The sequence below is a fragment of the Enterobacter sp. AN-K1 genome (assembly GCF_020971765.1).
GTDB classification, from domain to species: domain Bacteria; phylum Pseudomonadota; class Gammaproteobacteria; order Enterobacterales; family Enterobacteriaceae; genus Enterobacter; species Enterobacter hormaechei_C.
The window spans coordinates 2445942-2468668 of record NZ_CP087390.1 but is presented as its reverse complement, the minus strand read 5'-3'; the positions used below and the strand labels follow the sequence as shown (position 1 = coordinate 2468668).

22 protein-coding genes are annotated in these 22727 nt (G+C 57.4%); 8 read left to right on the top strand and 14 right to left on the bottom strand.

Features of this window, described 5'->3' with window-relative positions:
• Positions 1-35: 35 nt before the first annotated feature.
• A complete protein-coding gene (yigL, locus tag LOC22_RS11835) occupies positions 36-836 on the bottom strand; it encodes a sugar/pyridoxal phosphate phosphatase YigL (RefSeq protein ID WP_015570001.1) in 801 nt (266 codons plus the stop codon).
• Between the two features lie 31 nt (positions 837-867).
• Positions 868-1860 carry a lysophospholipase L2 gene (pldB, locus tag LOC22_RS11830; RefSeq protein WP_015570002.1) on the bottom strand — a complete coding sequence of 331 codons (993 nt, stop codon included), beginning with the start codon at positions 1858-1860 and terminating at the stop codon, positions 868-870.
• A gap of 111 nt (positions 1861-1971) precedes the next feature.
• Between pldB and rhtB the strand changes: the two genes are divergently transcribed.
• Positions 1972-2592 carry a homoserine/homoserine lactone efflux protein gene (rhtB, locus tag LOC22_RS11825; RefSeq protein WP_006812363.1) on the top strand — a complete coding sequence of 207 codons (621 nt, stop codon included), beginning with the start codon at positions 1972-1974 and terminating at the stop codon, positions 2590-2592.
• Here the strand turns inward: rhtB and rhtC are convergent.
• The 3 genes from rhtC to pldA form a co-directional block, all read right to left on the bottom strand.
• Positions 2589-3209, bottom strand: a complete 621-nt coding sequence (gene rhtC, locus LOC22_RS11820) for a threonine export protein RhtC (RefSeq protein ID WP_006179256.1) — start codon at positions 3207-3209, stop codon at positions 2589-2591. The two genes, rhtB and rhtC, sit on opposite strands and share 4 nt — an antisense overlap.
• A gap of 61 nt (positions 3210-3270) precedes the next feature.
• The gene (gene recQ, locus LOC22_RS11815) at positions 3271-5100 is read right to left on the bottom strand and encodes an ATP-dependent DNA helicase RecQ (protein WP_230238918.1); all 1830 of its coding nucleotides are present in this window, start codon (positions 5098-5100) and stop codon (positions 3271-3273) included.
• Between the two features lie 90 nt (positions 5101-5190).
• Positions 5191-6060, bottom strand: a complete 870-nt coding sequence (gene pldA / locus LOC22_RS11810) for a phospholipase A (RefSeq protein WP_003860803.1) — start codon at positions 6058-6060, stop codon at positions 5191-5193.
• 160 nt (positions 6061-6220) lie between these two features.
• On the opposite strand from pldA, the gene yigI reads away from it, so the two are divergent.
• Entirely contained in the window at positions 6221-6688 is a 468-nt protein-coding gene (gene yigI / locus LOC22_RS11805; RefSeq protein ID WP_006812366.1) for an acyl-CoA thioesterase YigI, read from the top strand.
• 51 nt (positions 6689-6739) lie between these two features.
• Positions 6740-7636 carry an EamA family transporter RarD gene (rarD, locus tag LOC22_RS11800; protein ID WP_017694744.1) on the top strand — a complete coding sequence of 299 codons (897 nt, stop codon included), beginning with the start codon at positions 6740-6742 and terminating at the stop codon, positions 7634-7636.
• 428 nt (positions 7637-8064) lie between these two features.
• On the opposite strand, the gene corA is transcribed toward rarD, so the two are convergent.
• The 8 genes from corA to lptM all read right to left on the bottom strand — a co-directional run bounded on the left by corA (position 8065) and on the right by lptM (position 14996).
• Positions 8065-9015 carry a magnesium/cobalt transporter CorA gene (corA, locus tag LOC22_RS11795; RefSeq protein WP_003860807.1) on the bottom strand — a complete coding sequence of 317 codons (951 nt, stop codon included), beginning with the start codon at positions 9013-9015 and terminating at the stop codon, positions 8065-8067.
• A gap of 150 nt (positions 9016-9165) precedes the next feature.
• On the bottom strand, positions 9166-9222 hold the full coding sequence (ysgD, locus tag LOC22_RS11790; protein WP_212743980.1) for a YsgD/CorL family protein: 57 nt from the start codon (positions 9220-9222) through the stop codon (positions 9166-9168).
• 149 nt (positions 9223-9371) lie between these two features.
• A complete protein-coding gene (gene uvrD / locus LOC22_RS11785) occupies positions 9372-11534 on the bottom strand; it encodes a DNA helicase II (protein WP_017383586.1) in 2163 nt (720 codons plus the stop codon).
• 79 nt (positions 11535-11613) lie between these two features.
• Positions 11614-12330: a 5-amino-6-(5-phospho-D-ribitylamino)uracil phosphatase YigB gene (yigB, locus tag LOC22_RS11780; RefSeq protein ID WP_015570005.1), complete on the bottom strand. Its 717-nt coding sequence runs from the start codon at positions 12328-12330 to the stop codon at positions 11614-11616.
• Positions 12330-13232: a tyrosine recombinase XerC gene (gene xerC, locus LOC22_RS11775; RefSeq protein WP_022650173.1), complete on the bottom strand. Its 903-nt coding sequence runs from the start codon at positions 13230-13232 to the stop codon at positions 12330-12332. Before xerC ends, yigB begins: the two co-directional genes overlap by 1 nt.
• Entirely contained in the window at positions 13229-13936 is a 708-nt protein-coding gene (locus tag LOC22_RS11770) for a DUF484 domain-containing protein (protein ID WP_015570007.1), read from the bottom strand. The genes xerC and LOC22_RS11770 overlap by 4 nt, the downstream gene beginning before the upstream one ends.
• Positions 13933-14757, bottom strand: coding sequence for a diaminopimelate epimerase (gene dapF, locus LOC22_RS11765; RefSeq protein WP_023295730.1), 825 nt, complete (start codon positions 14755-14757; stop codon positions 13933-13935). The genes LOC22_RS11770 and dapF overlap by 4 nt, the downstream gene beginning before the upstream one ends.
• A 35-nt stretch (positions 14758-14792) precedes the next feature.
• Positions 14793-14996 carry an LPS translocon maturation chaperone LptM gene (lptM, locus tag LOC22_RS11760; protein WP_003860815.1) on the bottom strand — a complete coding sequence of 68 codons (204 nt, stop codon included), beginning with the start codon at positions 14994-14996 and terminating at the stop codon, positions 14793-14795.
• Between the two features lie 135 nt (positions 14997-15131).
• On the opposite strand from lptM, the gene cyaY reads away from it, so the two are divergent.
• Positions 15132-15452, top strand: coding sequence for an iron donor protein CyaY (cyaY, locus tag LOC22_RS11755; RefSeq protein WP_003860816.1), 321 nt, complete (start codon positions 15132-15134; stop codon positions 15450-15452).
• Between the two features lie 232 nt (positions 15453-15684).
• On the opposite strand, the gene cyaA is transcribed toward cyaY, so the two are convergent.
• Positions 15685-18228 (bottom strand): class I adenylate cyclase, encoded by a 2544-nt coding sequence (cyaA, locus tag LOC22_RS11750; RefSeq protein ID WP_045349547.1) that lies wholly within the window; start codon positions 18226-18228, stop codon positions 15685-15687.
• A 350-nt stretch (positions 18229-18578) separates the two neighbouring features.
• On the opposite strand from cyaA, the gene hemC reads away from it, so the two are divergent.
• The 4 genes from hemC to hemY are packed head-to-tail and all read left to right on the top strand — an operon-like array spanning position 18579 to position 22673.
• The gene (gene hemC / locus LOC22_RS11745; RefSeq protein WP_017383592.1) at positions 18579-19520 is read left to right on the top strand and encodes a hydroxymethylbilane synthase; all 942 of its coding nucleotides are present in this window, start codon (positions 18579-18581) and stop codon (positions 19518-19520) included.
• Positions 19517-20257, top strand: a complete 741-nt coding sequence (gene hemD, locus LOC22_RS11740; RefSeq protein ID WP_017383593.1) for a uroporphyrinogen-III synthase — start codon at positions 19517-19519, stop codon at positions 20255-20257. The genes hemC and hemD overlap by 4 nt, the downstream gene beginning before the upstream one ends.
• A gap of 20 nt (positions 20258-20277) precedes the next feature.
• Positions 20278-21471, top strand: a complete 1194-nt coding sequence (gene hemX / locus LOC22_RS11735) for a uroporphyrinogen-III C-methyltransferase (RefSeq protein WP_015570012.1) — start codon at positions 20278-20280, stop codon at positions 21469-21471.
• Between the two features lie 2 nt (positions 21472-21473).
• Entirely contained in the window at positions 21474-22673 is a 1200-nt protein-coding gene (gene hemY / locus LOC22_RS11730; RefSeq protein WP_026080629.1) for a protoheme IX biogenesis protein HemY, read from the top strand.
• The last annotated feature ends 54 nt before the right edge of the window (positions 22674-22727 follow it).

The window sequence follows — 22727 nt, the reverse complement described above, 5'->3', positions numbered from 1 at the left end:
AGTTGACATCTGAACAATAAACAATCAATTGAAGATTATTCAAGGAACAGTTTGCGCAGATACTTAGGCACGGCGTTATCGCCGTTGGTGCCGATCACTTCCAGCTCCGGGTGCAGATCTTTCAGGCGCTGGTGCGCGTTCTGCATGATGCAGCCTTTACCCGCCATGGAGAGCATCTCGGCATCGTTCATGCCATCGCCAAAGGCGATACAGTCTTTCAGATCAAAGCCCAGCCGTTTCGCTACCGCTTCCAGCGCGTGACCTTTAGACACCCCGCCCGCCATCACTTCCAGACAGGTCAGCGTGGAGAAGCTCACGTTCACGCGGTCGCCCCAGCGGGCGTTGATCGCCTGCTCCAGCGGCAGTAACTCCTCATGATTTACACAGGTGAAGAATACCTTGCTGATCCCTTCCGGCTCCAGCAGACCCGGCTCGTACAGTGAGTACTGGAATACGGCTTCCTTGAAGAAGCGCATCTCTTCCGGGCGATGGCGGTTCATAAACCACTCGTCGTCGCGGTAAACGTTAGTCACGATATCCGGGTTGTTATGCACAATGCCGAACAAATCGGTGGCGATGTCACGATCGAGATTATGGGTAAAAATCAGGTTGCCGTCCGTGTCATGTACGCGCGCACCGTTAGAGGTGATCATGTACGACTTGATCTCCAGGTTATCGCGGATCTGTCCCACGTCCACGTGGTGGCGACCGGTGGCGAACACAAAATTCACGCCACGGGCAGTCAGGAGTTTTAGGGTCTCTTTCGCATAAGGCGACAGGGTGTGGTCGGGGGAAAGCAGCGTGCCATCTAAATCAGATGCAACAACCTGGTACATAGGGATTTCAACCTCTGGTGGAAAACAATAATCAGTTATGCCTGTTGAAAAATTCAACAATGGCGTTGAGCGCGACTGAGCGCATAGCGTCCTTTTCAAAAAGGATCTCATGGTACGCACCGTTGATGACCAGCGGTTTACCCCCTTCACAGGGATGGCCCGCAGCGGCGCGAAGTTCACAATAGCGGTCATGCATGCGGTTATCCACCACACGCTCTTCTTCCGCCTGGATCAGGAGCGTCGGCGTGTCATCATCGCCTACGCCCGCCAGCACCTGCTCACCGGCATGAATACCTTCCCGCACCCAGTGCCAGGTGGGGCCGCCGACCCGCAGACGCGGTTCATCGGCATAAAAACGCAGGTTGCGGCGATAACGCTGTCGGCTGTGGGTTAACACGTTGATGGCAAACGGCAATGCCCGCCAGCGTCCTGTTCCGATGGCATAGCCTTCTCGAATGCGCTGATGGCCCTCAGCCCAGTCGAGAAGATGGCGCACCATCCAGTCAGGAAAACGTATCACAATGCCGTACATCGGCGCGGTCAGCGCAATGGCGTCACACTGGTGCTTATGGCGCTGCAAAAACAACGTCGAGATCGCCCCCCCCATGGAGTGGGCAAGAATATAACGCTTGCGCCACGGTCCGGGCTGCACTTCCTGCTGCCAGAACGCGGCCAGATCGTCGACGTAATCGCTGAAGTTATCCACGTGGCCGCGATGGGTATCCGGCAACATCCTGCCAGAAAGCCCCTGCCCGCGATGGTCGATAATTAACACATCAAAGCCCAGATGGAACAGGTCATACGCCAGCTCGGCATATTTGATATAGCTTTCGATGCGCCCGGGGCAGACCACAATCACCCGGTCATTTTTTTCATCACGGAAACGAACGAAGCGCACCGGGATTTCCCCGACGCCCATAAACTCATCTTCCTCACGCTGGCGCCAGAAATCGGTCAGCGGCCCCATGGAGAAAGCAGCAAATGCGTTTTCTCGTGTTTCCCAGTCCTTTTTCTGCTGAAACATTGGGTTTCCACCCCCCGTAATTCAGGGAATATCGTTTTTTTCGTTACCGGTCACAAAATGACTCAACAATAGCGTATTGTGGCATAAAAACAGACGATCCGGGAGTTTCAAATGACCTTCGAATGGTGGTTCGCCTACCTGCTGACATCCATCATCCTCAGCCTTTCACCTGGCTCGGGCGCAATCAACACCATGACCACCTCCATTAATCACGGCTATCGCGGCGCGGCGGCGTCAATCGCCGGTTTACAGACCGGGCTTGGCATTCATATTGTGCTGGTGGGGATTGGTCTGGGCACGCTGTTCTCCCGTTCGGTGCTGGCCTTCGAGGTGCTGAAATGGGCTGGCGCAGCGTATCTTATCTGGCTGGGTATTCAGCAGTGGCGCGCCGCAGGCTCGATTGATCTGCATACGCTCTCCCGGACGCAAACACGCGGCCACCTGTTTAAACGCGCGGTGTTCGTTAACCTGACCAACCCGAAAAGCATCGTGTTCCTCGCCGCCCTGTTCCCGCAGTTTATCGTGCCGCATCAGCCACAGGTGATGCAGTACGTGGTGCTGGGCGCGACCACCATTATTGTCGATATCATTGTGATGATTGGTTACGCGACGCTGGCGCAGCGAATTGCGGCGTGGATCAAAGGGCCTAAACAGATGAAGGCCCTGAACAAAGTCTTTGGTTCGCTGTTTATGCTGGTTGGCGCGCTGCTTGCGTCAGCGCGTCATGCTTAGCGAGAAATGATGAGATGAATGCCGAAGCCGGCGAACAGCGCGCCGGCAAAGCCGTCGATCCACTTCGCGATGCGCTGGTAGCCGCGACGCATCGCCGGTAAGGCAAACAGGCTTGCCACAACGGTAAACCAGGCGAACGTCTCAACAACGATCAGCAGGAAGATCCCCCAGCGCGCGCCCGCGCCGACGTTATCCCCTACAAACAGCGAGAACACAGAGCCGAAGTAGATAATCGCTTTCGGGTTCGCCAGGTTGGTCAGCAGCCCTTTCACAAAGCTACGGCCGCCCGTTGCCAGCTCAACCTTTGGCTCTTCCGGCTTTTTCTCTTCTTTCTTCAGCGCCCCGCGCAGCATCTGGTAGCCCATCCAGCACAGGTACAGACCGCCGCCGACCATGATGATGTTATGCAGCCACGCCATTTTCGCCAGGATCAGGTTCAGACCGAGCAGCGCAACCGCCGCCCAGACCATGACGCCCATGGTAATACCGAGCACACCCATCATTGCCTCTTTGCGGGAGCGGCTGACGGCCGTTTGTGACACGAAGAAAAAGTCAGGGCCAGGGCTCATCAGCGCAACGATGTGCACTAACGCCACGGTGAGAAATAGCATTAACATAATTAGCTCGCGGGGAAATAATACAGTGAGTCACCATCCTGGCACTTTTTCGCCCGGCTGACTACTCCTCATCATCACCATCAGCGTGGGAACGGATGAGCGCCATAAACTCTTTCCCGAAGCGCTCCAGCTTACGCGTGCCAACGCCGTTGACGCTGAGCATCTCGCTGGCGCTGAGCGGCATTTGCTCGGCCATCTCGATAAGCGTCGCGTCGTTGAACACCACGTATGGCGGGATGTTCTCTTCATCCGCAATGGCTTTACGCAGCTTACGCAGCTTGGCGAAAAGCTTGCGATCGTAGTTACCGCCGTAGGATTTCTGCATCACGCGCGGCTTCAGGGCGACAACGCGCGGAACGGCGAGCTTCAGTTCAACCTCACCACGCAGGACCGGTCGCGCCGCTTCGGTCAGCTGAAGCGCAGAATGCTGGGCAATGTTCTGCGTGGCAAAGCCGAGATGGATCAGCTGGCGGATGATACTCACCCAGTGCTCGTGGCTCTGGTCTTTCCCGATGCCATAAACCGGCAGCTTGTCGTGACCCATATCGCGGATACGCTGGTTGTTAGCCCCGCGCAGCACTTCAACGACGTAGCCCATCCCAAAGCGCTGGTTCACGCGTCCGATAGTCGAGAGCGCTTTGCGCGCGTCCATCAGACCATCGTACTGCTTCGGCGGGTCGAGACAGATATCGCAGTTACCGCACGGTGCCTGACGCCCTTCACCAAAGTAGTTGAGCAGCACCAGACGGCGGCAGGTTTGCGCTTCGGCAAAGGCCCCCATCGCGTTAAGCTTGTGGCGTTCGATATCCTGCAACTGCCCCTGCGGTTTCTCCTCAAGACAGCGGCGCAGCCACGCCATATCCGCCGGATCGTAAAACAGCATCGCTTCCGCAGGCAGGCCGTCACGCCCGGCGCGGCCGGTTTCCTGATAGTAGGATTCGATATTGCGCGGAATGTCGAAATGCACCACAAAGCGCACGTTGGGCTTGTTGATCCCCATCCCGAACGCCACCGTTGCGACCACGATTTGCAGGTCGTCGCGCTGGAATTTCTCCTGCACGTCGGCGCGGATATGGTTCTCCAGCCCGGCGTGATAGGCCGCGGCGCTAAAGCCACGGTTTTGCAGACGGGCGGCGGTGTCTTCCACCTTCGCCCGGCTGTTGCAGTAGATGATGCCGGACTTTCCGCGCTGCTCCTGCACGTAGCGTAAGAGCTGATCCAGCGGCTTGAACTTCTCCATCAGCATATAGCGGATGTTCGGGCGGTCGAAGCTGCTGACCTGAATATACGGGTCGTTCAGCCCCAGCAGGCGAACGATGTCCTGACGCGTGGTGTCGTCCGCCGTGGCGGTAAGCGCCATAAACGGCAGTTCGGGGAAGCGCTGACGAAGCTGGCCGAGGGCGGCATATTCCGGGCGGAAATCGTGCCCCCACTGGGAGATACAGTGCGCTTCATCCACCGCCAGCAGCACCGGATTCCAGTGCGCCAGATGATCGAGGAAGTTGTCCTGCATCAGGCGTTCTGGCGCGATATACAGCAGGCGGATCTGCCCGGTGCGGCACCCGGCCATTACCTCTTGCTGTTGCTCGCGGGTCTGCGTCGAGTTCAGGCAGGCCGCCGCCACGCCGTTGGCAAGCAGCTGGTCGACCTGGTCTTTCATCAGGGAAATAAGGGGCGATACCACGACCGTCAGGCCGTTAAGCACCAGCGCGGGCACCTGATAGCAGAGCGATTTACCGCCGCCGGTCGGCATGACCACCAGGCAATCGCGGCCTTCCAGCACGGTTTCAATGATGGTTTCCTGGCCAGGACGGAACTGCTGGTAGCCAAAGGTTTCATGCAAAACCTGTTTAGCCAGCGATTCCTGATTCAATACTTCCGCCTGCGCCACGTTAACCCCATATGCCAGAAATGAAACAGGCGCTATTTTCAGCGCCTGAGAGAGAAACTTCAACGTTTAACGCAAAAACATTCGAGCAGCTTAGAAAATATCGTTCAGCATCACGCCCACACCGACGCGGGTCTGGTTGAAGTTGTAGTCGATCAGCGATTCGCCATACCCGCTATACACCTGAGTATAGAGACGAACGTGTTTCGTCACCGGGTAGCTCAGGCCCAGCTCTGCACCGCCGTAGCCGGTATTCCAGTTGTACTGGCCTTTGGCGCTCAGCACCGCGTCACCCAGCTGATAGCCCACTTTAAGCTGATAGTAGCCCATATATTTGGTGATATCCGGGTTGTCATCGGTGCTGCCCACCACGTACCACGGCTTCACTTCCACCATGAAATTGCCGTTCTGCGCCATCAGACGCGTATAGATGCGGTTCCAGCTGCGTGAGGTTGGGTCGGAACGACCGTTGGAATCGTGGTTATAGCCCACCTCCACGTCTCGCAGCGTCCAGCCTGCAAACTCATAATCGGTGGCGAAACCGAGGAACAGCTGCGGTTCATAGTTGGTTTCGCGGAACGGTGAAGATTCCCCGCTGTTGGAGAGCTGCCACCATGACTTCTGCGTGTAAGACGCGCCAAGTACCGAGTTCGGCCCCAGGATGCCGCGCCAGAACGGGAAGGCGAGGCTGAGCTGGAACTTCACCTCATCTTTACGCGCATTATCAGACCAGTTATAGGAGCTTATCGCCTCTTTGTTGAGATCGCTGGTCTGGGTGTAGATCACGTAGTTTGTATCATAAGGGTACAGCGTGAACGGATTGTCATGCTCCTGAAGCATATTGGCGATGATGCTGCCCTTAACGGCAGGTTTATCATGCACCTCTTTGATCGTCGCTTCCTGCGCATATGCTGTGAGGGGCAGCGCAACCGCCGCCAGTAACCAACCCAGATACGTCCGCATCGGTGGTGTTCTCCTGAAATGGTGACATTTAATGAATAGTTTTGTCCGGGCATTCTACAGACTTCTGCGATAACTTCCGCTTCCTCGTTTCTTAAAGTGGCATTCCTTTATCCTGAAGCATAAAATCAACATTTTGTTAACAACAAGGATGCCACGTCAGATGTCAGCCACACTCACCGCCGAAGAAACCTTAAAGCTCGTGGGCGAGATTTTTGTGTACCACATGCCGTTCAACCGTGCACTGGGTCTTGAGCTGGAGCGATACGAAAAAGACTTCGCTCAGCTGAGTTTCAATAATCAGCCAATGATGGTCGGTAACTGGGCGCAAAGCATTTTGCACGGCGGGGTCATTGCCTCCGCGCTGGACGTGGCGGCCGGTCTGGTGTGCGTGGGCAGCACGCTGACGCGCCATGACACCATCAACGAAGATGAGTTACGCCAGCGCCTGTCGCGCATGGGCACCATCGATTTACGCGTCGACTACCTGCGTCCGGGACGCGGAAACCGCTTCACCTGCACCAGCAGCCTGCTGCGCGCCGGGAATAAAGTTGCCGTCGCCCGCGTTGAGCTGCATAACGAGGAGCAGGTTTATATCGCCAGCGCAACCGCCACTTATATGGTGGGTTGAGACGGCAAATTCGGGTAAAATTACTTCACTTTTTTGTAACGGATTTTCCCGATGGATGCTAAACAGACGCGGCAGGGCGTTTTACTCGCCCTTGCCGCTTATTTTATTTGGGGTATCGCACCGGCGTACTTCAAACTTATCGCCTATGTCCCGGCGGACGAGATCCTCACTCACCGCGTCATCTGGTCCTTTTTCTTCATGATTGCGCTGATGAGTATCAGCCGTCAGTGGTCAGGCGTCAAAACGCTGCTGAAAACCCCGAAGAAGGTCTTCCTGCTCGCTCTCTCTGCGGTGCTGATTGGCGGAAACTGGCTGCTGTTTATCTGGGCGGTGAATAACCATCACATGCTCGAAGCCAGCCTGGGCTACTTTATTAACCCGCTGGTCAATATTTTGCTGGGGATGATTTTCCTTGGTGAGCGCTTTCGCCGGATGCAGTGGGTGGCGGTGATTCTGGCCTTCTGCGGCGTGCTGGTACAGCTGTGGACCTTCGGCTCACTGCCGGTTATCGCCCTGGGGCTGGCGTTCAGCTTTGCCTTCTACGGCCTGGTGCGTAAAAAAATTGCCGTGGAAGCGCAGACGGGAATGCTATTTGAAACCCTGTGGCTGCTGCCTGTCGCCGCGATCTACCTGTTCGGTATTGCCGACAGCGCCACCAGCCACATGGGCAGCAACCCATGGTCGCTGAACCTGATGCTGATGGCCGCGGGCGTGGTCACGACGATCCCCCTGCTGTGCTTTACCGGCGCGGCAACGCGTCTGCGCCTCTCCACGCTGGGCTTCTTCCAGTACATTGGCCCCACGCTGATGTTCCTGCTGGCGGTGGTGTTTTACGGCGAGGTGCCGGGTGCGGATAAGATGGTGACGTTCGCCTTTATCTGGGTGGCGCTGGCCATCTTTGTTGCGGATGCGATTTATACCCAGCGCAGGGTGCGCAAAGGGTTGTGATGTTGCCCTCACCCTAACCCTCTCCCACAGGGGAGAGGGTTCCCCAGTAATTTGAAAGCAAAAGCGATAACGTTGCCTCAGAATAACTGAGGGCTTTACAGGGATGTTACCTCCGCCCGTCCCCGATAAGCCGGAAGGAATAAGCCGAAGGCACCGCGAAGCGGCGATTTACCGCCGGAAGCCCGGGTCGCCAGGGTGGTGGCGACTGAGCCACCCTGGCACGTTCACCGGTCATGTCGTGAAAGAGTAGCAAGGAACATAAAGTGAACGGAATGACCACCAGAGCCGTATGTTCCCCCTCACCCCAGCCCTCTCCCTCAAGGGAGAGGGGGCCGTCTGTGCAGGCATTATTTTGTGGGGAACCCTCTCCCACAGGGAGAGGGAATTCGATCGTAGGGCGGGTAAGCGCAGCGCCACCCGCCAGATTTTTACAGCCAGTTCTTCCGCTTGAAGTACAGATACGGCGCCAGCCCGGCGAGGATCATAAAGATAATCGCCCCCGGGTAGCCAAAGCTCCACTTCAGCTCCGGCATAAACTCGAAGTTCATCCCGTAGCTGGACGCCACCAGCGTCGGCGGCAGGAACACCACGGACACCACCGAGAAGATCTTGATGATGCGGTTCTGCTCGATGTTGATAAAGCCCATCGCCGCCTGCATCAGGAAGTTGACCTTCTGGAACAGGGATTCGTTGTGCGGCAGCAGGGATTCGATATCGCGTAAGATCTCACGCGCCTGCTCCAGCTGACCGCCCGGCAGACGTGCCTTGCGCACCAGGAAGTTCAGCGCGCGCTGGGTATCCATCAGACACAAACGCACCTTCCAGCCGATATCTTCCAGCTCTGCCAGCGTGGACAACGCTTCGTCGTACTCATCGCCCTGATGGCCTTCCATGATCACGCGGCTCAACTTTTCCAGGTCGCTGTAGATGTTTTCGATTTCATCCGCCAGCTGTTCGATTTTGGTTTCGAACAGATCCAGCAGCAGCTCATAGGCGTTGCCGTCCATCATCGCCTGGCTGCGGGCGCGCATACGGTAGAGACGAAACGCAGGCAGTTCGCGCTCGCGCAGGGTGAAAAGGCGGCCATCGCGGATGGTAAACGCCACGGTGGAGTTCCCCGCGTGGTCTTCGGCATCTTCGAAAAAGAAGAAGGAGTGAATGTGCAGGCCGTCTTCGTCTTCAAAAAAACGGGCGGATGCTTCGATGTCTTCCAGTTCCGGGCGTGTCGCCAGGCTTTGCCCCAGTTCAGATTGTACGCGAAGGCGCTCATCGTCGTCCGGCTCGACCAGATCCACCCATACGGCATCAATGAGGGGCTGTGACTCTTCGGCTTCAAGCCGAGTCAGTCGGTTATTTTCGAGTTGAAATGCGCTCAACATGACCGGGACTCCCAATGCAAAAAATATCGGACAGTTCGGTGGGCACACAGAAACAAATTGGGTTTCAGACCATTAAACAGCCTGACTCAGCGCGACGGGAATGATGCAGTCGCTGACAACCACTAAGGCCATCAGCAAGAGGAGATAGCCTTAGGAGTTGTTCCTGGATGACAGGGAATTGAGCCAGTATCTACTGGGTGTGTCCAAGGCGAATGTCCTCTTAGCGTAATCGTGCGCGCATGTTACGCCAGCAATAACTGTGGCGTCAACACGCAACGGAACGCTGAAGGGCATTAATTGACCTTCAACGTATAAGGCTAGCAGATTATTACAAAATAGTGATATTTTTCTGAAAGTTACACACTTTCCAGCTTGGCATAGGCTGCCACCAGCCATTTGATCCCCTGCCCCTGGAACGCTACCTGCAAACGGCTGTGCTCGCCGCTGCCTTCCAGGTTGACGATGGTGCCTTCGCCAAACTTCGAGTGGCGCACGCGCTGGCCCAGCTTGTAACCGGTGTCGGTTTCAGAGATCGGCGAGCCCATACGCTGATGGCTGACCGGACGGCTGATGCTGGCGCGCAGGCGCACCTCTTCCACGCACTCTTCCGGCAGCTCGCCGATAAAGCGCGACGGACGGTGATACACCTCTTTCCCGTACAGGCGGCGGGTTTCCGCGTAGGTCAGGGTCAGTTTCTGCATCGCACGGGTCACGCCCACGTAGGCCAGACGACGCTCCTCTTCCAGACGACCGCCTTCATCCAGCGACATCTGGCTCGGGAACATCCCCTCTTCCATCCCGACGATGAACACCTGCGGGAACTCCAGACCTTTCGCGGAGTGCAGGGTCATCAGCTGAACCGCATCCTGCCAGGTATCCGCCTGCCCTTCCCCCGCTTCCAGCGCAGCGTGAGAGAGGAATGCCTGCAACGGCATCAGGTCTTCGTCTTCTTCGTTGTAGCTGAACTGGCGCGTTGCCGTCACCAGTTCCTCTAAGTTCTCAATACGGGTCTGGCCCTTCTCGCCTTTTTCCTGCTCGTACATGGTGCGCAAGCCGGAATCTTTGATCACCCGGTCGGTCTGGACGTGCAGCGGCATGTCGGCGGTTTCCTGCGCCAGCGCGTCGATTAACTCCAGGAAGCGCTGCAATGCGCTGGCGGCGCGTCCGGCGAGGGCTTTTTCCTGTAAGAGCTCGCGGCACGCCTGCCACAGCGTAAGCTGACGATCGCGCGAGGCCTGGCGCACCACGTCCAGCGTACGATCGCCGATGCCGCGCGTCGGCGTGTTCACCACGCGCTCAAACGCCGCATCGTCGTTACGGTTGGCAATCAGACGCAAATACGAGAGCGCATCTTTGATCTCCTGACGTTCGAAGAAGCGCATACCGCCATAAATGCGGTACGGCATGCTCACCTGCAACAGCGCCTCTTCCAGCACGCGCGACTGGGCGTTGCTGCGATAGAGAATGGCACACTGCTCCAGCGCGCCGCCGTTCTCCTGCCAGGTTTTAATGCGGTTCACCACGAAGCGGGCTTCGTCGAGCTCGTTGAAGGCGCAGTAAATCGAAATCGGTTCGCCGTCGACGCCATCGGTCCACAGCTTTTTACCCAGGCGCCCGTTGTTGTTCTCAATCAGGGCGTTGGCCGCGCTCAGAATGTTGCTGGTAGAACGGTAGTTCTGCTCCAGACGGATGGTTTGCGCGCCGGGGAAATCGTTGAGGAAGCGCTGGATGTTCTCCACCTGCGCGCCGCGCCAGCCGTAGATAGACTGGTCGTCATCGCCTACGATCATCACCTTGCCGGTATCCCCGGCCAGCAGGCGGATCCAGGCGTACTGGATGTTGTTGGTATCCTGGAATTCGTCCACCAGGATGTTGGTAAAGCGTTCACGGTAGTGTTGCAGGATATGCGGTTTGTTCAGCCACAGCTCGTGGGCGCGCAGCAGCAACTCGGCGAAATCCACCAGACCGGCGCGATCGCACGCTTCCTGATAGGCCTTGTAGACGTTCTGCCAGGTCTGCTCGACCGGGTTACCGAAGCTCTGGATATGATGCGGACGCAGCCCTTCGTCTTTCTGACCGTTGATGTACCACATCGCCTGACGCGGCGGCCACTGCTTCTCATCGAGGTTCATCGCCTTGATCAGGCGTTTCAGCAAGCGCAGCTGATCTTCGCTGTCGAGGATCTGGAAATCCTGCGGCAGGTTAGCGTCCATATGGTGCGCGCGCAGCAGACGGTGCGCCAGGCCGTGGAAGGTGCCAACCCACATGCCGCCCTGGCTGGTGCCCATCAGCTGCGCGATACGGTGGCGCATCTCCGCCGCCGCCTTGTTGGTGAACGTCACGGCCATAATCGAGTACGGCGAGCAGTTCTCCACGCTCTGTAGCCAGGCGATACGGTGAACCAGCACGCGCGTCTTACCACTGCCCGCTCCAGCCAGTACCAGCAGGTTCGTACGCGAGGCGGCAACCGCGTCACGCTGTTTATCATTAAGGCTGTCGAGCAGGTAAGAAACGTCCATTGGCACCGTCACGTCATGTCGGGCAGGCAAATGTTTCCATTCGCCAAAACCCTGTTAATTTATACAGAACAATTGATGATTATATCAGCGTCGTGAGGGATGCCAACCGTGAAATTTCCACGTGCGGCAGAAGACGGCTATCCGGGGTAGTCATCAGATCGGCATTTTCCGGCTTGATCCAGCAGGCCTGCATGCCGCAGCGGATCGCCCCGGCGACGTCCGTGGTCAGGTCGTCGCCCACGTGCAGGATCTCACCGAGCGGCAAATCCAGTTTTTCCGCTGCCAGATGATACATATCGTTGAACGGCTTCGAGCGTCCGTGCGGGCCCGCGCGCAGCACGAACTGAAAATAGTTCCCCAGACCAAACAGTTCAGGCTGAGCATTGCCGTTGGTGATGGCCACCAGCGGCCACTTTTCGGCGAGCTTCGCCAGCGTGTCGTGGGTCTCCTGCGGCACGTCGATCCGACTGCGCCATTTGGCGAAGTTTTCCATGGCCGCTTCGGCACCCGTGGCCGCGTCCTGCGCGCTCAGGCCGGCATTGAGCATCGCCTGCTCAACCGCACGGCGGCGCCATTCGGTCACGTCGTGGTAAATCTCCGGTTCGGTTTCCCGCAGGGACTGACGCAGCTTCTGGAAGTCTTTGTTCTGCATCGCTTTCAGCGCAGGATGGTAGTTCTGCACAAACGCCAGCGACTCCTGCTCGGTACGCAGGATCACCGGGCGGTTATCGTAAAGAGTGTCATCAAGGTCAAACGTCAGGGCTGATATCTGACCGAGTGGGCGGTAAAAACGCATTATTTCCCCCGTTTGGCGCGTGGATGCGCCGCGTCATACACCGAGGCAAGGTGTTGGAAGTCTAAGTGGGTATAGATTTGGGTGGTCGACAGATTCGCGTGACCAAGCAGCTCCTGTACGCCGCGCAGGTCGCCGCTTGATTCCAGCATGTGCGTCGCAAAGGAGTGGCGCAGCTTGTGGGGGTGAACGTGGCTGTTCAGCCCCTGCTTAATGCCCCACTCCGCAAAGCGCTTCTGCACGTTACGCGCCGAGATCCGCTTGCCGAGTTTCGACAGGAACAGCGCATCTTCGTCGGCGCCAAACAGCCCGCGAAGGTCCAGCCAGTGCTCAATCCAGGAGACCGCGTTGCGGCCAATCGGCAGGCGGCGCTCTTTGCTGCCCTTGCCCATCACCCACACCTCGCCGGATTCCAGATCGAGGTGCTTTAAGTCCAGGTTCACCAGCTCAGAGAGACGCAGGCCCGCACCGTACATCACCTCCAGCATCGCGCGGTCGCGCACGGCCAGCGGATCGTTAAGATCGATATCCAGCAGGCGGTTTACGTCGTCGACGTCGATATTTTTCGGCAGATGACGCGGCGCTTTCGGCGTGGCGATCCCTTTCGCCGGGTTGGCTTTCAGACCGCCCTGACTGACCAGCCAGTCGAAGAAACTGCGCAGGGCAGAGAGCCGGAGCGCCAGGCTCGCCGGGCTGAGATTTTTTTTACGGCTACGCACGACGAACCCGCGTACCGTGGCGGCGTCACATTGTTGCCAGCTTTTCAGGCCGATTTCATCGGCAATCTGCATGATGGCATCAAGCTGACGCTGATAGTTGAGCAGCGTAATAGGACTGAGCTGGCGTTCCACGCCCAGATAGCGCAGAAAACGGGTGACGTCAGTGGCGAGCAATCCGTCCGTCATACGCGCTCAATCCAGCGCTCCAGCAGCTCAGGCAGCATCAGGGCGATCTCCTGCAACAGTTGCGTACCCTGCCCCTGTTCATAATGATGCGCGTCGCGGCTGGTAAATAACATCACGCCCAGGTCACCATCGCGCCCCATCAGCGACATCGCCACCGAGCCGATAGCTTTGGCTTCCGGCAGCACCACCAGCAGTTCTGGCCCGTTAAGCGGCCCCAGATAGTGGTGCTCATGGCCCAGACGCTGAATGCGCAGCGGCTCAAACGCCTGACGGCTCAGCGCCAGATGGGTAAACCCGGACGGCGCGCCAATACGCCAGCGGTCAGGGAAGAGACGGATCGTCGCGCCTGCCAGCCCCAGCTCGCGCGCCCAGCGGTGGAAGCGGTTGAGGAACTCTTCGAGACTGTGCGCGGAAGCCAGACGCGCCTGAAGGTGCAGTAGACGGTAGAACAGGCTTTCGTTATTGCTGGCCTGCTCCATCAGCAGCGTCATGTTCTCTTCGAGCTGATTGATGTGGTTGCGCGAGCGCGCCATGTGCCATTCAACCAGCGACACGGTCTCGCGAACCGGATGCGGCACGCGCATCCGTTCGACGACGCGTGCATTGCGGATAAAAAACTCAGGATTGTGCAGCAGGTAATCCACAACAGCGCTGTCGTCCAGCTCTGATACAGGTTCCCGCAGTTCTTCCCCTGGTTGCTTCATAGATGGATAAACCCGTCATAAACATGTGTCGCCGGGCCAGTCATGTACAGTGGATGACCCGCTCCTTTCCAGGCGATATCAAGACGTCCGCCCGGTAATTCCACGCGAACCTCTTCTGCCAGTAACCCCTGTGAGATACCGACGGCCACCGCCGCACAGGCACCGCTTCCGCAGGCCTGGGTTTCGCCCGCGCCGCGCTCGTAAACCCGCAGGCGAATGTGTTCACGCTTCACCACCTGCATGAAACCGATGTTCGCCCGCTCCGGGAAGCGCTCATGGCTTTCCAGCACCGGGCCGAGCGTTTCAACCGCCGCGGTTTGCACATCATCCACCTGAATCACGCAGTGCGGGTTACCCATCGAGACGACGCCGCACAATACTGTCTGCTCGGCGGCACGCATAATATAGGTCTTTTCCGCTTTGTTGGCGCGAAACGGCACGGCAGAGGGGTCGAAGTTTGGCTCGCCCATATTCACGCGCACCAGTTCGTCGTCGGTGACGCTGAGCACCATCCGGCCGTTGGCGGTGCTGACGCGGATATCGCGCTTGTTGGTCAGCCCTTTCAGCCGAACAAAGCGGGCAAAACAGCGCGCGCCGTTGCCGCACTGGGAAACTTCGCTGCCGTCGGCGTTAAAAATGCGGTAGTGAAAATCCAGGTCAGGATCGTAAGGCGGCTCCACTACCAGCAACTGGTCAAACCCCACGCCCATGTGTCGATCCGCCAGGCGACGGATCAATTCCGGGGAGAAAAAGACATTCTGCGTTACCGCGTCGACGACCATAAAGTCGTTGCCAAGGCCATGCATTTTAGAGAACTGCATCATTTGCTCCATTGCGCGGGTACAGAACGTAATTGTCAGAGATTGACCTGAGTCGGGCCGCCGTTATTGCCGCGATCGTTGGTATCCGGCGTAGATGACTCGATACCACTTTGCACCGGTTTTGTCGGCGGTGGTGCGTTTTTATCCTCTGGCGGGAAGTACAGTGGTCCCTTCAGTCCACAGCCGGTCAGGCTAAACAGAGTGACAAGAACGACAAGCGTTCGGAAGACGTTTTTCATGTAGAGGTTGCCCGTAAGTTCAAATCTGTTTCTATCATCGCAGGAGAAGACACAAAAGCAAGAGTTTGCCGCTTTCCTGCAACGGGAATTATTTAGCGTTATACTGCCGCCATCACGAAAAACAGGAATAAAACCATGAACGACAGTGAATTTCATCGCCTTGCCGATACCCTGTGGATGACCATCGAAGAGCGTATCGACGACTGGGACGGCGACAGCGATATCGATTGTGAAATCAACGGCGGGATCCTGACCTTAAGCTTCGAAAACGGCAGCAAGATTATTATTAACCGTCAGGAGCCGCTTCACCAGGTGTGGCTGGCGGCGAAACAGGGCGGCTATCACTTTGATCTGAAAGGTGACGAGTGGGTCTGCGATCGCAGCGGCGAAACGTTCTGGGATCTGCTGGAGCAGGCGGCGACGGCGCAGGCGGGCGAGGACGTGAGTTTCAGGTAGTTGCGTTGCCCGGTGGCGGCTACGCCTTACCGGGCCTACAACGACTCGAACCGTAGGCCGGGTAAGCGTCAGCGCCACCCGGCAACAGCGGTTCAAACCGTAGGCCGGGTAAGCGTCAGCGCCACCCGGCATCAGCGGCTCAAACCGTAGGCCGGGTAAGCGTCAGCGCTACCCGGCAACAGCGGCTCAAACCGTAGGCCGGGTAAGCGATAGCGCCACCCGGCGAAAAGCCTCAGGAAAAATACTGCTGCAACAGCGGCGCAGTTTCCTGGTTAGCGGGCGCCGCAGGGGTAATCGCCTGCGTACGGAACGGGATCACCTGCGCTCGCCCATCCACATTCACAATCTGGTAGAACTGCGGCAGGTTGAAGTTGATAAAGCTTGAGCCGTAGGTAAAGCGATCGTGCGAGGACGAATAGAAGCGGCTGACGTCGCGCACCAGCTCCTCTTTGCTGCCTTCGCAGTGGTGATACACCTCGGCACGGTTGGTTTCATCCAGAATGTAGATGTTAAACCCGGCGTTATCGCCCGACTCTTCGAAGAAGAACTGAATAATCCCTTCACTCGCAAAGCCATCCACCACCTGCGGCAGCTTAACGTGATTGGTTTCCACCTGAACCGACAGGCCATGCAGTTTGTTGTGTGAAATCGCGCCGTAGAATTCAATGGCGTTTTCCAGCTTCTGCACCGACACGTTCAGGCGCTCAAAGAACAGCCCCCAGGTCTGGCCGGAGACGCGCAGCGCTTTAAAGCGCCCGGTTTCCTGTCGGGTGCTGGAGAGACGCAGTTCGATGCACTCAGACACCAGCTGCTGAACGCGGGTACGAATCAGGCCGCGCAGGTGCTGGCTGTAGCAGAACACCTCCACGCTGTCCGGCGGCGCGGCGTCCTGGTGCATCTTGCCGAGGATCGTTTTCAGCGCCTCGATCATCGCCTGCTCGCCGTTAAAGTGCAGGGTACGCACTTCGTTCCACGAGTTGCGGTACAGCAGATCCACGCTGCCCACCAGGCAGTTTTGCTGCTCGCCAAAGCTAAAGACGTCCAGCTTGCGGAAGTCAAAGTGAACGACCTGATTGCGGAAGGCCGCCGTCGGGTCGTATTCCAGGTTGACGATGATCGCCAGATGGCGAATCTCACACGGGCTGTAGAGCGCTTTTGGCGTCGGCGCAGGCAGACGCAGCGGGAAGTGGTGCGAGACATCCGCCACCATCTCCTGCAACTTGGCTAAATCGACCACCTCGTTGCCTTTGATAAACAACCGGGTACGTGAGGTGAGAAGGCCGTTAAACCAGGCCCAGGCCACCAGCTTGTTCAGGTAGCGGTTATATTCCAGCGGCTGATGGCTGATGATCGAATCCATGCTTGGCGCACGGTTGTACAGATACCACCCGGTGCGGTTCGCGCGGCCCGGCGGTACGTAGATAAAGGTCAGATTCGGTTCAGACAGGTCAGGCGAAATCTGTGGGTTAACCAGCGTTACCTTGCCCGGCAACGCTTCAAACGCGGCGTACAGTTTGCGGGTCAGCACCCCGATATCCTGTGGGCTGGCAGAAACGCTAAGGTTGTTACGGCGGGCAAAGCGGATCAGGTTGCGGTAGCTCTGCATCATCGCATCAAGCAGTTCGTTGTGCGCCTCACGCACCTGATCGATCTTCCAGTTGGCGCGGTTGTCGAGCATGGCGAGACGCTCTTCGTCCCATCCCCACTCTTTGACTAACTGGCTGACGACTTCACGACGCCAGCCCACGCAGGCGCGTTCGCGGCTCAGTTTTTCACAGACTTTGAGATAGAAACATCGACGCACCAGGTCAAGACGCGTGGCGTCATCAATGGCTGTCAGGTATTCGGTGACGCGTTCCAGCATCATGCAGTAGGCATCAAGCCCGTAGGAGACGATCTCCCCGTCGTGCAGACGCTGTTTAATATCTTTCGCCAGCAGGCGCGGCGTGGGGTATTCCCAGGAGTAGGCTTCCAGCAGCAGGGTTTTCAGCACCGCTTTGTACGGTGAATCAATGCTCTTATAAAGCTGCCAGAGGCTTGCGCCAAAGTACTCTTCGGCGGACAGGGAGCTCAGGCCGCCCAGATCCAGCCACTCGTTTGGCGTCAGAACGCCCTGCGAGTAAAGCGACATGACGTAGTCGTCATAATTCTCTTCTTCATCGCACGGCACCATATTCCACAGAATACGTTTCCCGGCCAGGCGAACGGCAGTACGGTAAAACTCATCCAGCAACAGGATGTGCTGAGTCGAGCCGCAGTCTTCACCACCCAGACTGCCGCTTTCGTTATGGCGGAAACGGTTTTCATCAATCAGGAAGAAGCTCACTTCCACGCCGAGCGACGCCGCCCAGCTCTCCAGCAGGCTGCATTTACGCTGCAACAGCTGGCGCTCTTCATTGTCGAGCCAGGACTGATGGCAGACCCAGATATCCAGGTCAGAAGAGCAACTTTGCCCAACCGATGACGTGCTGCCCATGGAGTAAACCCCGGTAATCGGCAGCTCGCCTTTCGGCGAATCCTGCGGCGGCATACCACGGTAGAGTTCAAGTTCAGTCAGGTAATGCTGTTGGGTTTCATCAGGCGTGAAGAGGCAAATGCCCTGGGGAACGTTACCATCAAGGTAACCCGGCATCAGCGGATGGTGATAGTGCAACAATGTTGGCAGTAGACTGTATACCTGCTGGAAAGCAGGGCCCATGGCAGCAAGCGCGCGATCCACACGCAATTGATTGATGGCATCCAGTCTCTGTTTCAGAGTCTCAATATAGAGGTACAAGACGTATCGCCTGATGTTTCCGGGTGTCGCACGCCAGTCAGAACACAAAAAGCAGCGGACCCGCAGTATTTCAAAAAATAACCGTTACCCTTTTTACGCCTTTTGCTTTTCTGGTGGTACAGACGAAAAAATGGTCTAAAACGTGATCAATTTAACACCTTGCCGGTTGACCGTAAAGAAAGATGCGCTACATACAAGTGTAGCACCGTTCTTGACGTGTAAATTCCTGAATACGGCGATGGCTGACGAGTACGCCGCCCTGTCCCTCTCACTCTTCATCAACCGTAAAACTGCCATCCGAGTGTCAACAATGTTAGGATGGTTAGCGATTGATAATGACGGTAACAAGCATGTTAGACAATGTTTTGAGAATTGCCACACGCCAAAGTCCTCTTGCACTCTGGCAGGCACATTATGTTAAGCAGCGCCTGGAAGCCTGCCACACCGGATTACGCGTTGAGCTGGTGCCAATGGTCACGCGTGGCGATGTCATTCTGGATACGCCGCTGGCCAAAGTGGGCGGAAAAGGTCTGTTTGTCAAAGAGCTGGAGCTGGCATTGCTTGAAAACCGCGCCGATATCGCCGTGCATTCGATGAAGGATGTGCCCGTTGAGTTCCCGGAAGGGCTGGGGCTGGTGACCATCTGCGAGCGCGAGGATCCGCGCGATGCGTTTGTCTCTAATCGCTATGACTCGCTCGATGCGTTGCCGGCAGGCAGCGTGGTCGGCACGTCAAGTTTACGCCGCCAGTGTCAGCTGGCTGAACGTCGCCCGGATCTGGTGATCCGTTCGCTGCGCGGGAACGTCGGCACACGCCTTGGCAAGCTGGATAACGGCGACTACGATGCCATTATTCTTGCGGTTGCGGGCCTGAAACGCCTGGGGCTGGAAGAACGCATTCGCGTCGCGTTGCCGCCGGAGCTGTCGCTGCCCGCCGTCGGCCAGGGTGCCGTCGGCATTGAGTGTCGTCTGGTTGATGCGCGCACTCAGGCACTGCTCGCGCCGCTGAATCATGACGATACCGCCGTTCGCGTAAAAGCCGAGCGCGCGATGAATACTCGCCTCGAAGGAGGCTGTCAGGTGCCAATTGGCAGCTATGCTGAATTAACTGACGGTGAGCTGTGGTTGCGTGCGCTGGTTGGCGCGCCGGACGGCTCACAGATGGTTCGCGGTGAACGTCGCGGCAAGCCGCAAGATGCCGAGGCGCTTGGCGTATCGCTGGCGGAAGAGCTGCTGAATAACGGCGCGCGTGAAATTCTGGCTGAGGTCTATAACGGAGAGCCCCCTGCATGAGCATACTTGTCACCCGCCCTTCTCCCGCAGGAGAGCAGTTAGTGAGCCGTCTGCGCGCACTGGGGCAGGTGGCCTGGAGTTTTCCGCTGATTGAATTCTCCCCCGGTCGCGAGCTGCCTGAGCTCGCTGACCAGATGCGTCTCTTGCAGGAAGGCGATCTGCTCTTTGCGCTGTCGCAGCATGCCGTGGAGTTTGCCCATGCGCAGCTGCAACAGCATGCCGTTAGCTGGCCTCACGCCCCCCGCTATTTCGCCATCGGGCGCACCACGGCGCTGGCCTTACATACCGCGAGCGGAATCGATGTTCGTTACCCGTTAGATCGGGAAATCAGCGAAGTCTTGCTACAATTACCTGAATTACAAACCATTGCCGGAAAGCGCGCGCTCATTTTGCGCGGCAACGGTGGTCGCGAACTGCTGGGCGAAACGCTGCGCGAACGCGGCGCAGACGTGACGTTTGTGGAGTGCTATCAGCGCTGTGCGAAACACTATGATGGCGCGGAAGAAGCAATGCGCTGGCACGCCCGCGGTATTAATACGCTGGTGGTCACCAGCGGTGAAATGTTACAACAGCTTTGGTCGCTGATTCCGCTTTGGTATCGCGAAAACTGGTTACTCCGCTGTCGGCTTCTGGTCGTCAGTGAGCGTCTGGCGAACCACGCCCGGGAACTGGGCTGGCAGGATATTCGGATCGCTGAAAACGCCGACAACGATGCGCTGCTGCGCGCATTACAATAACTCTCAAATGGGAAGCCATAATGACGGAACACGAAAAATCCTCCGCCGTGGTTGAAGAGACCAGGGAGACTGTGGACACCACGTCACAGCCAGAGACGACAGACACAACCGTTGAGAAGAAAAACGGCAGCAACAAAACCAGCCTCACGCTGAGCGTGATTGCCATCGCGATTGCGCTGGCCGCAGGCGTGGGACTCTACGGACTGGTGAAGAAACAAGGCACCAACCAGACGGCCACCAGCGACGCGCTGGTTAACCAAATCACTGCCCTACAGAAAGCGCAGGAGACGCAAAAAGCTGAGCTGGAAGGCGTGATCAAACAGCAGGCTGCCGCCCTCGCCGACGCGAACAGCAAACGTGAAGAGTTGACCAAACAGCTGAGCGAAGTACAGGAAAAAGTCGCCACAATTTCGGGAACCGATGCCAAAACCTGGCTACTTTCACAGGCCGATTTTCTGGTGAAACTGGCCGGGCGCAAGCTCTGGAGCGATCAGGATGTCACCACCGCCGCCGCGCTGCTGAAAAGCGCCGACGCAAGCCTGGCGGACATGAACGATCCGAGCCTCATCAACGCTCGCCGCGCTATTACGGAAGATATCGCCAGCCTGTCCGCGGTTTCTCAGGTCGATTACGATGGTATCATCCTTAAGGTAAATCAGCTCTCCAACCAGATTGATAACCTTCAGTTGGCCGATAACAACGACGATGACTCCCCGATGGATTCTGACGGCACCGAGCTGTCCAGCTCCCTGAGCGAATGGCGTATCAACCTGCAAAAGAGCTGGCAGAACTTTATGGACAGCTTTATTACCATTCGCCGCCGTGATGAAACTGCCGTGCCGCTGCTGGCGCCGAACCAGGACGTCTATCTGCGTGAAAACATCCGCTCCCGCCTGCTGGTGGCTGCCCAGGCCGTACCGCGTCACCAGGAAGAGACCTACAAACAGGCGCTGGATAACGTTTCAACCTGGGTACGTGCTTACTACGATACCAATGACGCAACCACGACCGCGTTCCTTGAGGATATCGACAAGCTGAGCCAGCAAAACATCACCATGAACGTGCCGGACAAGCTGGAAAGCCAGCCGATTCTGGAGAAGCTCATGCAGACGCGCGTGCGTAACCTGCTGGCCCAGCCGGGCGTTCCGGCAGAGCGTCCGGCTGAAGCACCTGCCGCCGCGCCAGCGCCTGAAAGCGCGCCGCAAGGAGAGTAATGATGCTAAAAGTCTTCTTACTCTTCATCCTGCTGATCGCCGGGATTGTACTGGGGCCGATGCTCGCGGGTCACCAGGGTTATGTATTGATCCAGACCGATAACTACAATATCGAAACCAGCGTAACAGGGCTGGTAATTATTCTGATCCTGGGTGTGGTCGTTCTGCTGGCAGTGGAGTGGCTCCTGCGTCGTATTTTCCGTACCGGCGTACATACGCGCGGCTGGTTCGTTGGCCGTAAGCGCCGTCGCGCCCGCAAGCAGACCGAGCAAGCGTTGCTGAAGCTGGCCGAAGGCGACTATCAGCAGGTTGAAAAGCTGATGTCGAAAAATGCCGACCATGCAGAACAGCCGGTTGTTAACTATCTGCTGGCCGCTGAGGCGGCGCAACAGCGAGGCGATGAGGCCCGCGCCAATCAGCATCTTGAACGCGCATCTGAGCTCTCTACTAAGGATCCGATTCCGGTTGAGATCACCCGCGTTCGTCTGCAACTGGCGCGCAATGAAAACCATGCCGCTCGTCACGGCGTTGACCGTCTGCTGGAAATTACCCCTCGTCATCCGGAAGTGCTGCGTCTTGCTGAGCAGGCATATATTCGGACCGGCGCCTGGGGCTCGCTGCTGGACATTATCCCTTCCATGGCGAAAGCCGATGTGGGCGATGATGAACATCGTGATGAACTTCAGCGTCTGGCCTGGATTGGCCTGATGGATCAGGCGCGCGCCGATCTCGGCAGCGACGGCCTGAAAACCTGGTGGAAAAACCAGAGCCGTAAAACGCGCCAGCAGGTTCCTCTTCAGGTGGCGATGGCAGAACATCTGATTGAGTGTGATGACCATGACACCGCGCAGGAGATCCTCCTCGACGGTCTCAAGCGACAGTATGATGACCGCCTGGTGATGGTCATCCCGCGTCTGAAAACCAACAATCCGGAACAAATTGAAAAAGCACTGCGCCAGCAGATCAAAACCGTGGGCGATCGTCCGCTGCTGTGGAGTACGCTGGGCCAGTCTCTGATGAAACACGGCGAGTGGCAGGAGGCGAGTCTCGCCTTCCGCGCCGCGCTGAAGCAACGTCCGGACGCATTTGATTACGCCTGGCTTGCTGATTCGCTGGACAAGCAGCATAAGCCGGAAGAGGCCGCAGCTATGCGCCGTGATGGGCTGTTATTGACGTTGCAAAATAACGGAACGCAGCAGTAATTAACAGGAGGCCAGATGGCCTCCTTTTTTACGCCCATAAAAAAACGCCTGCTA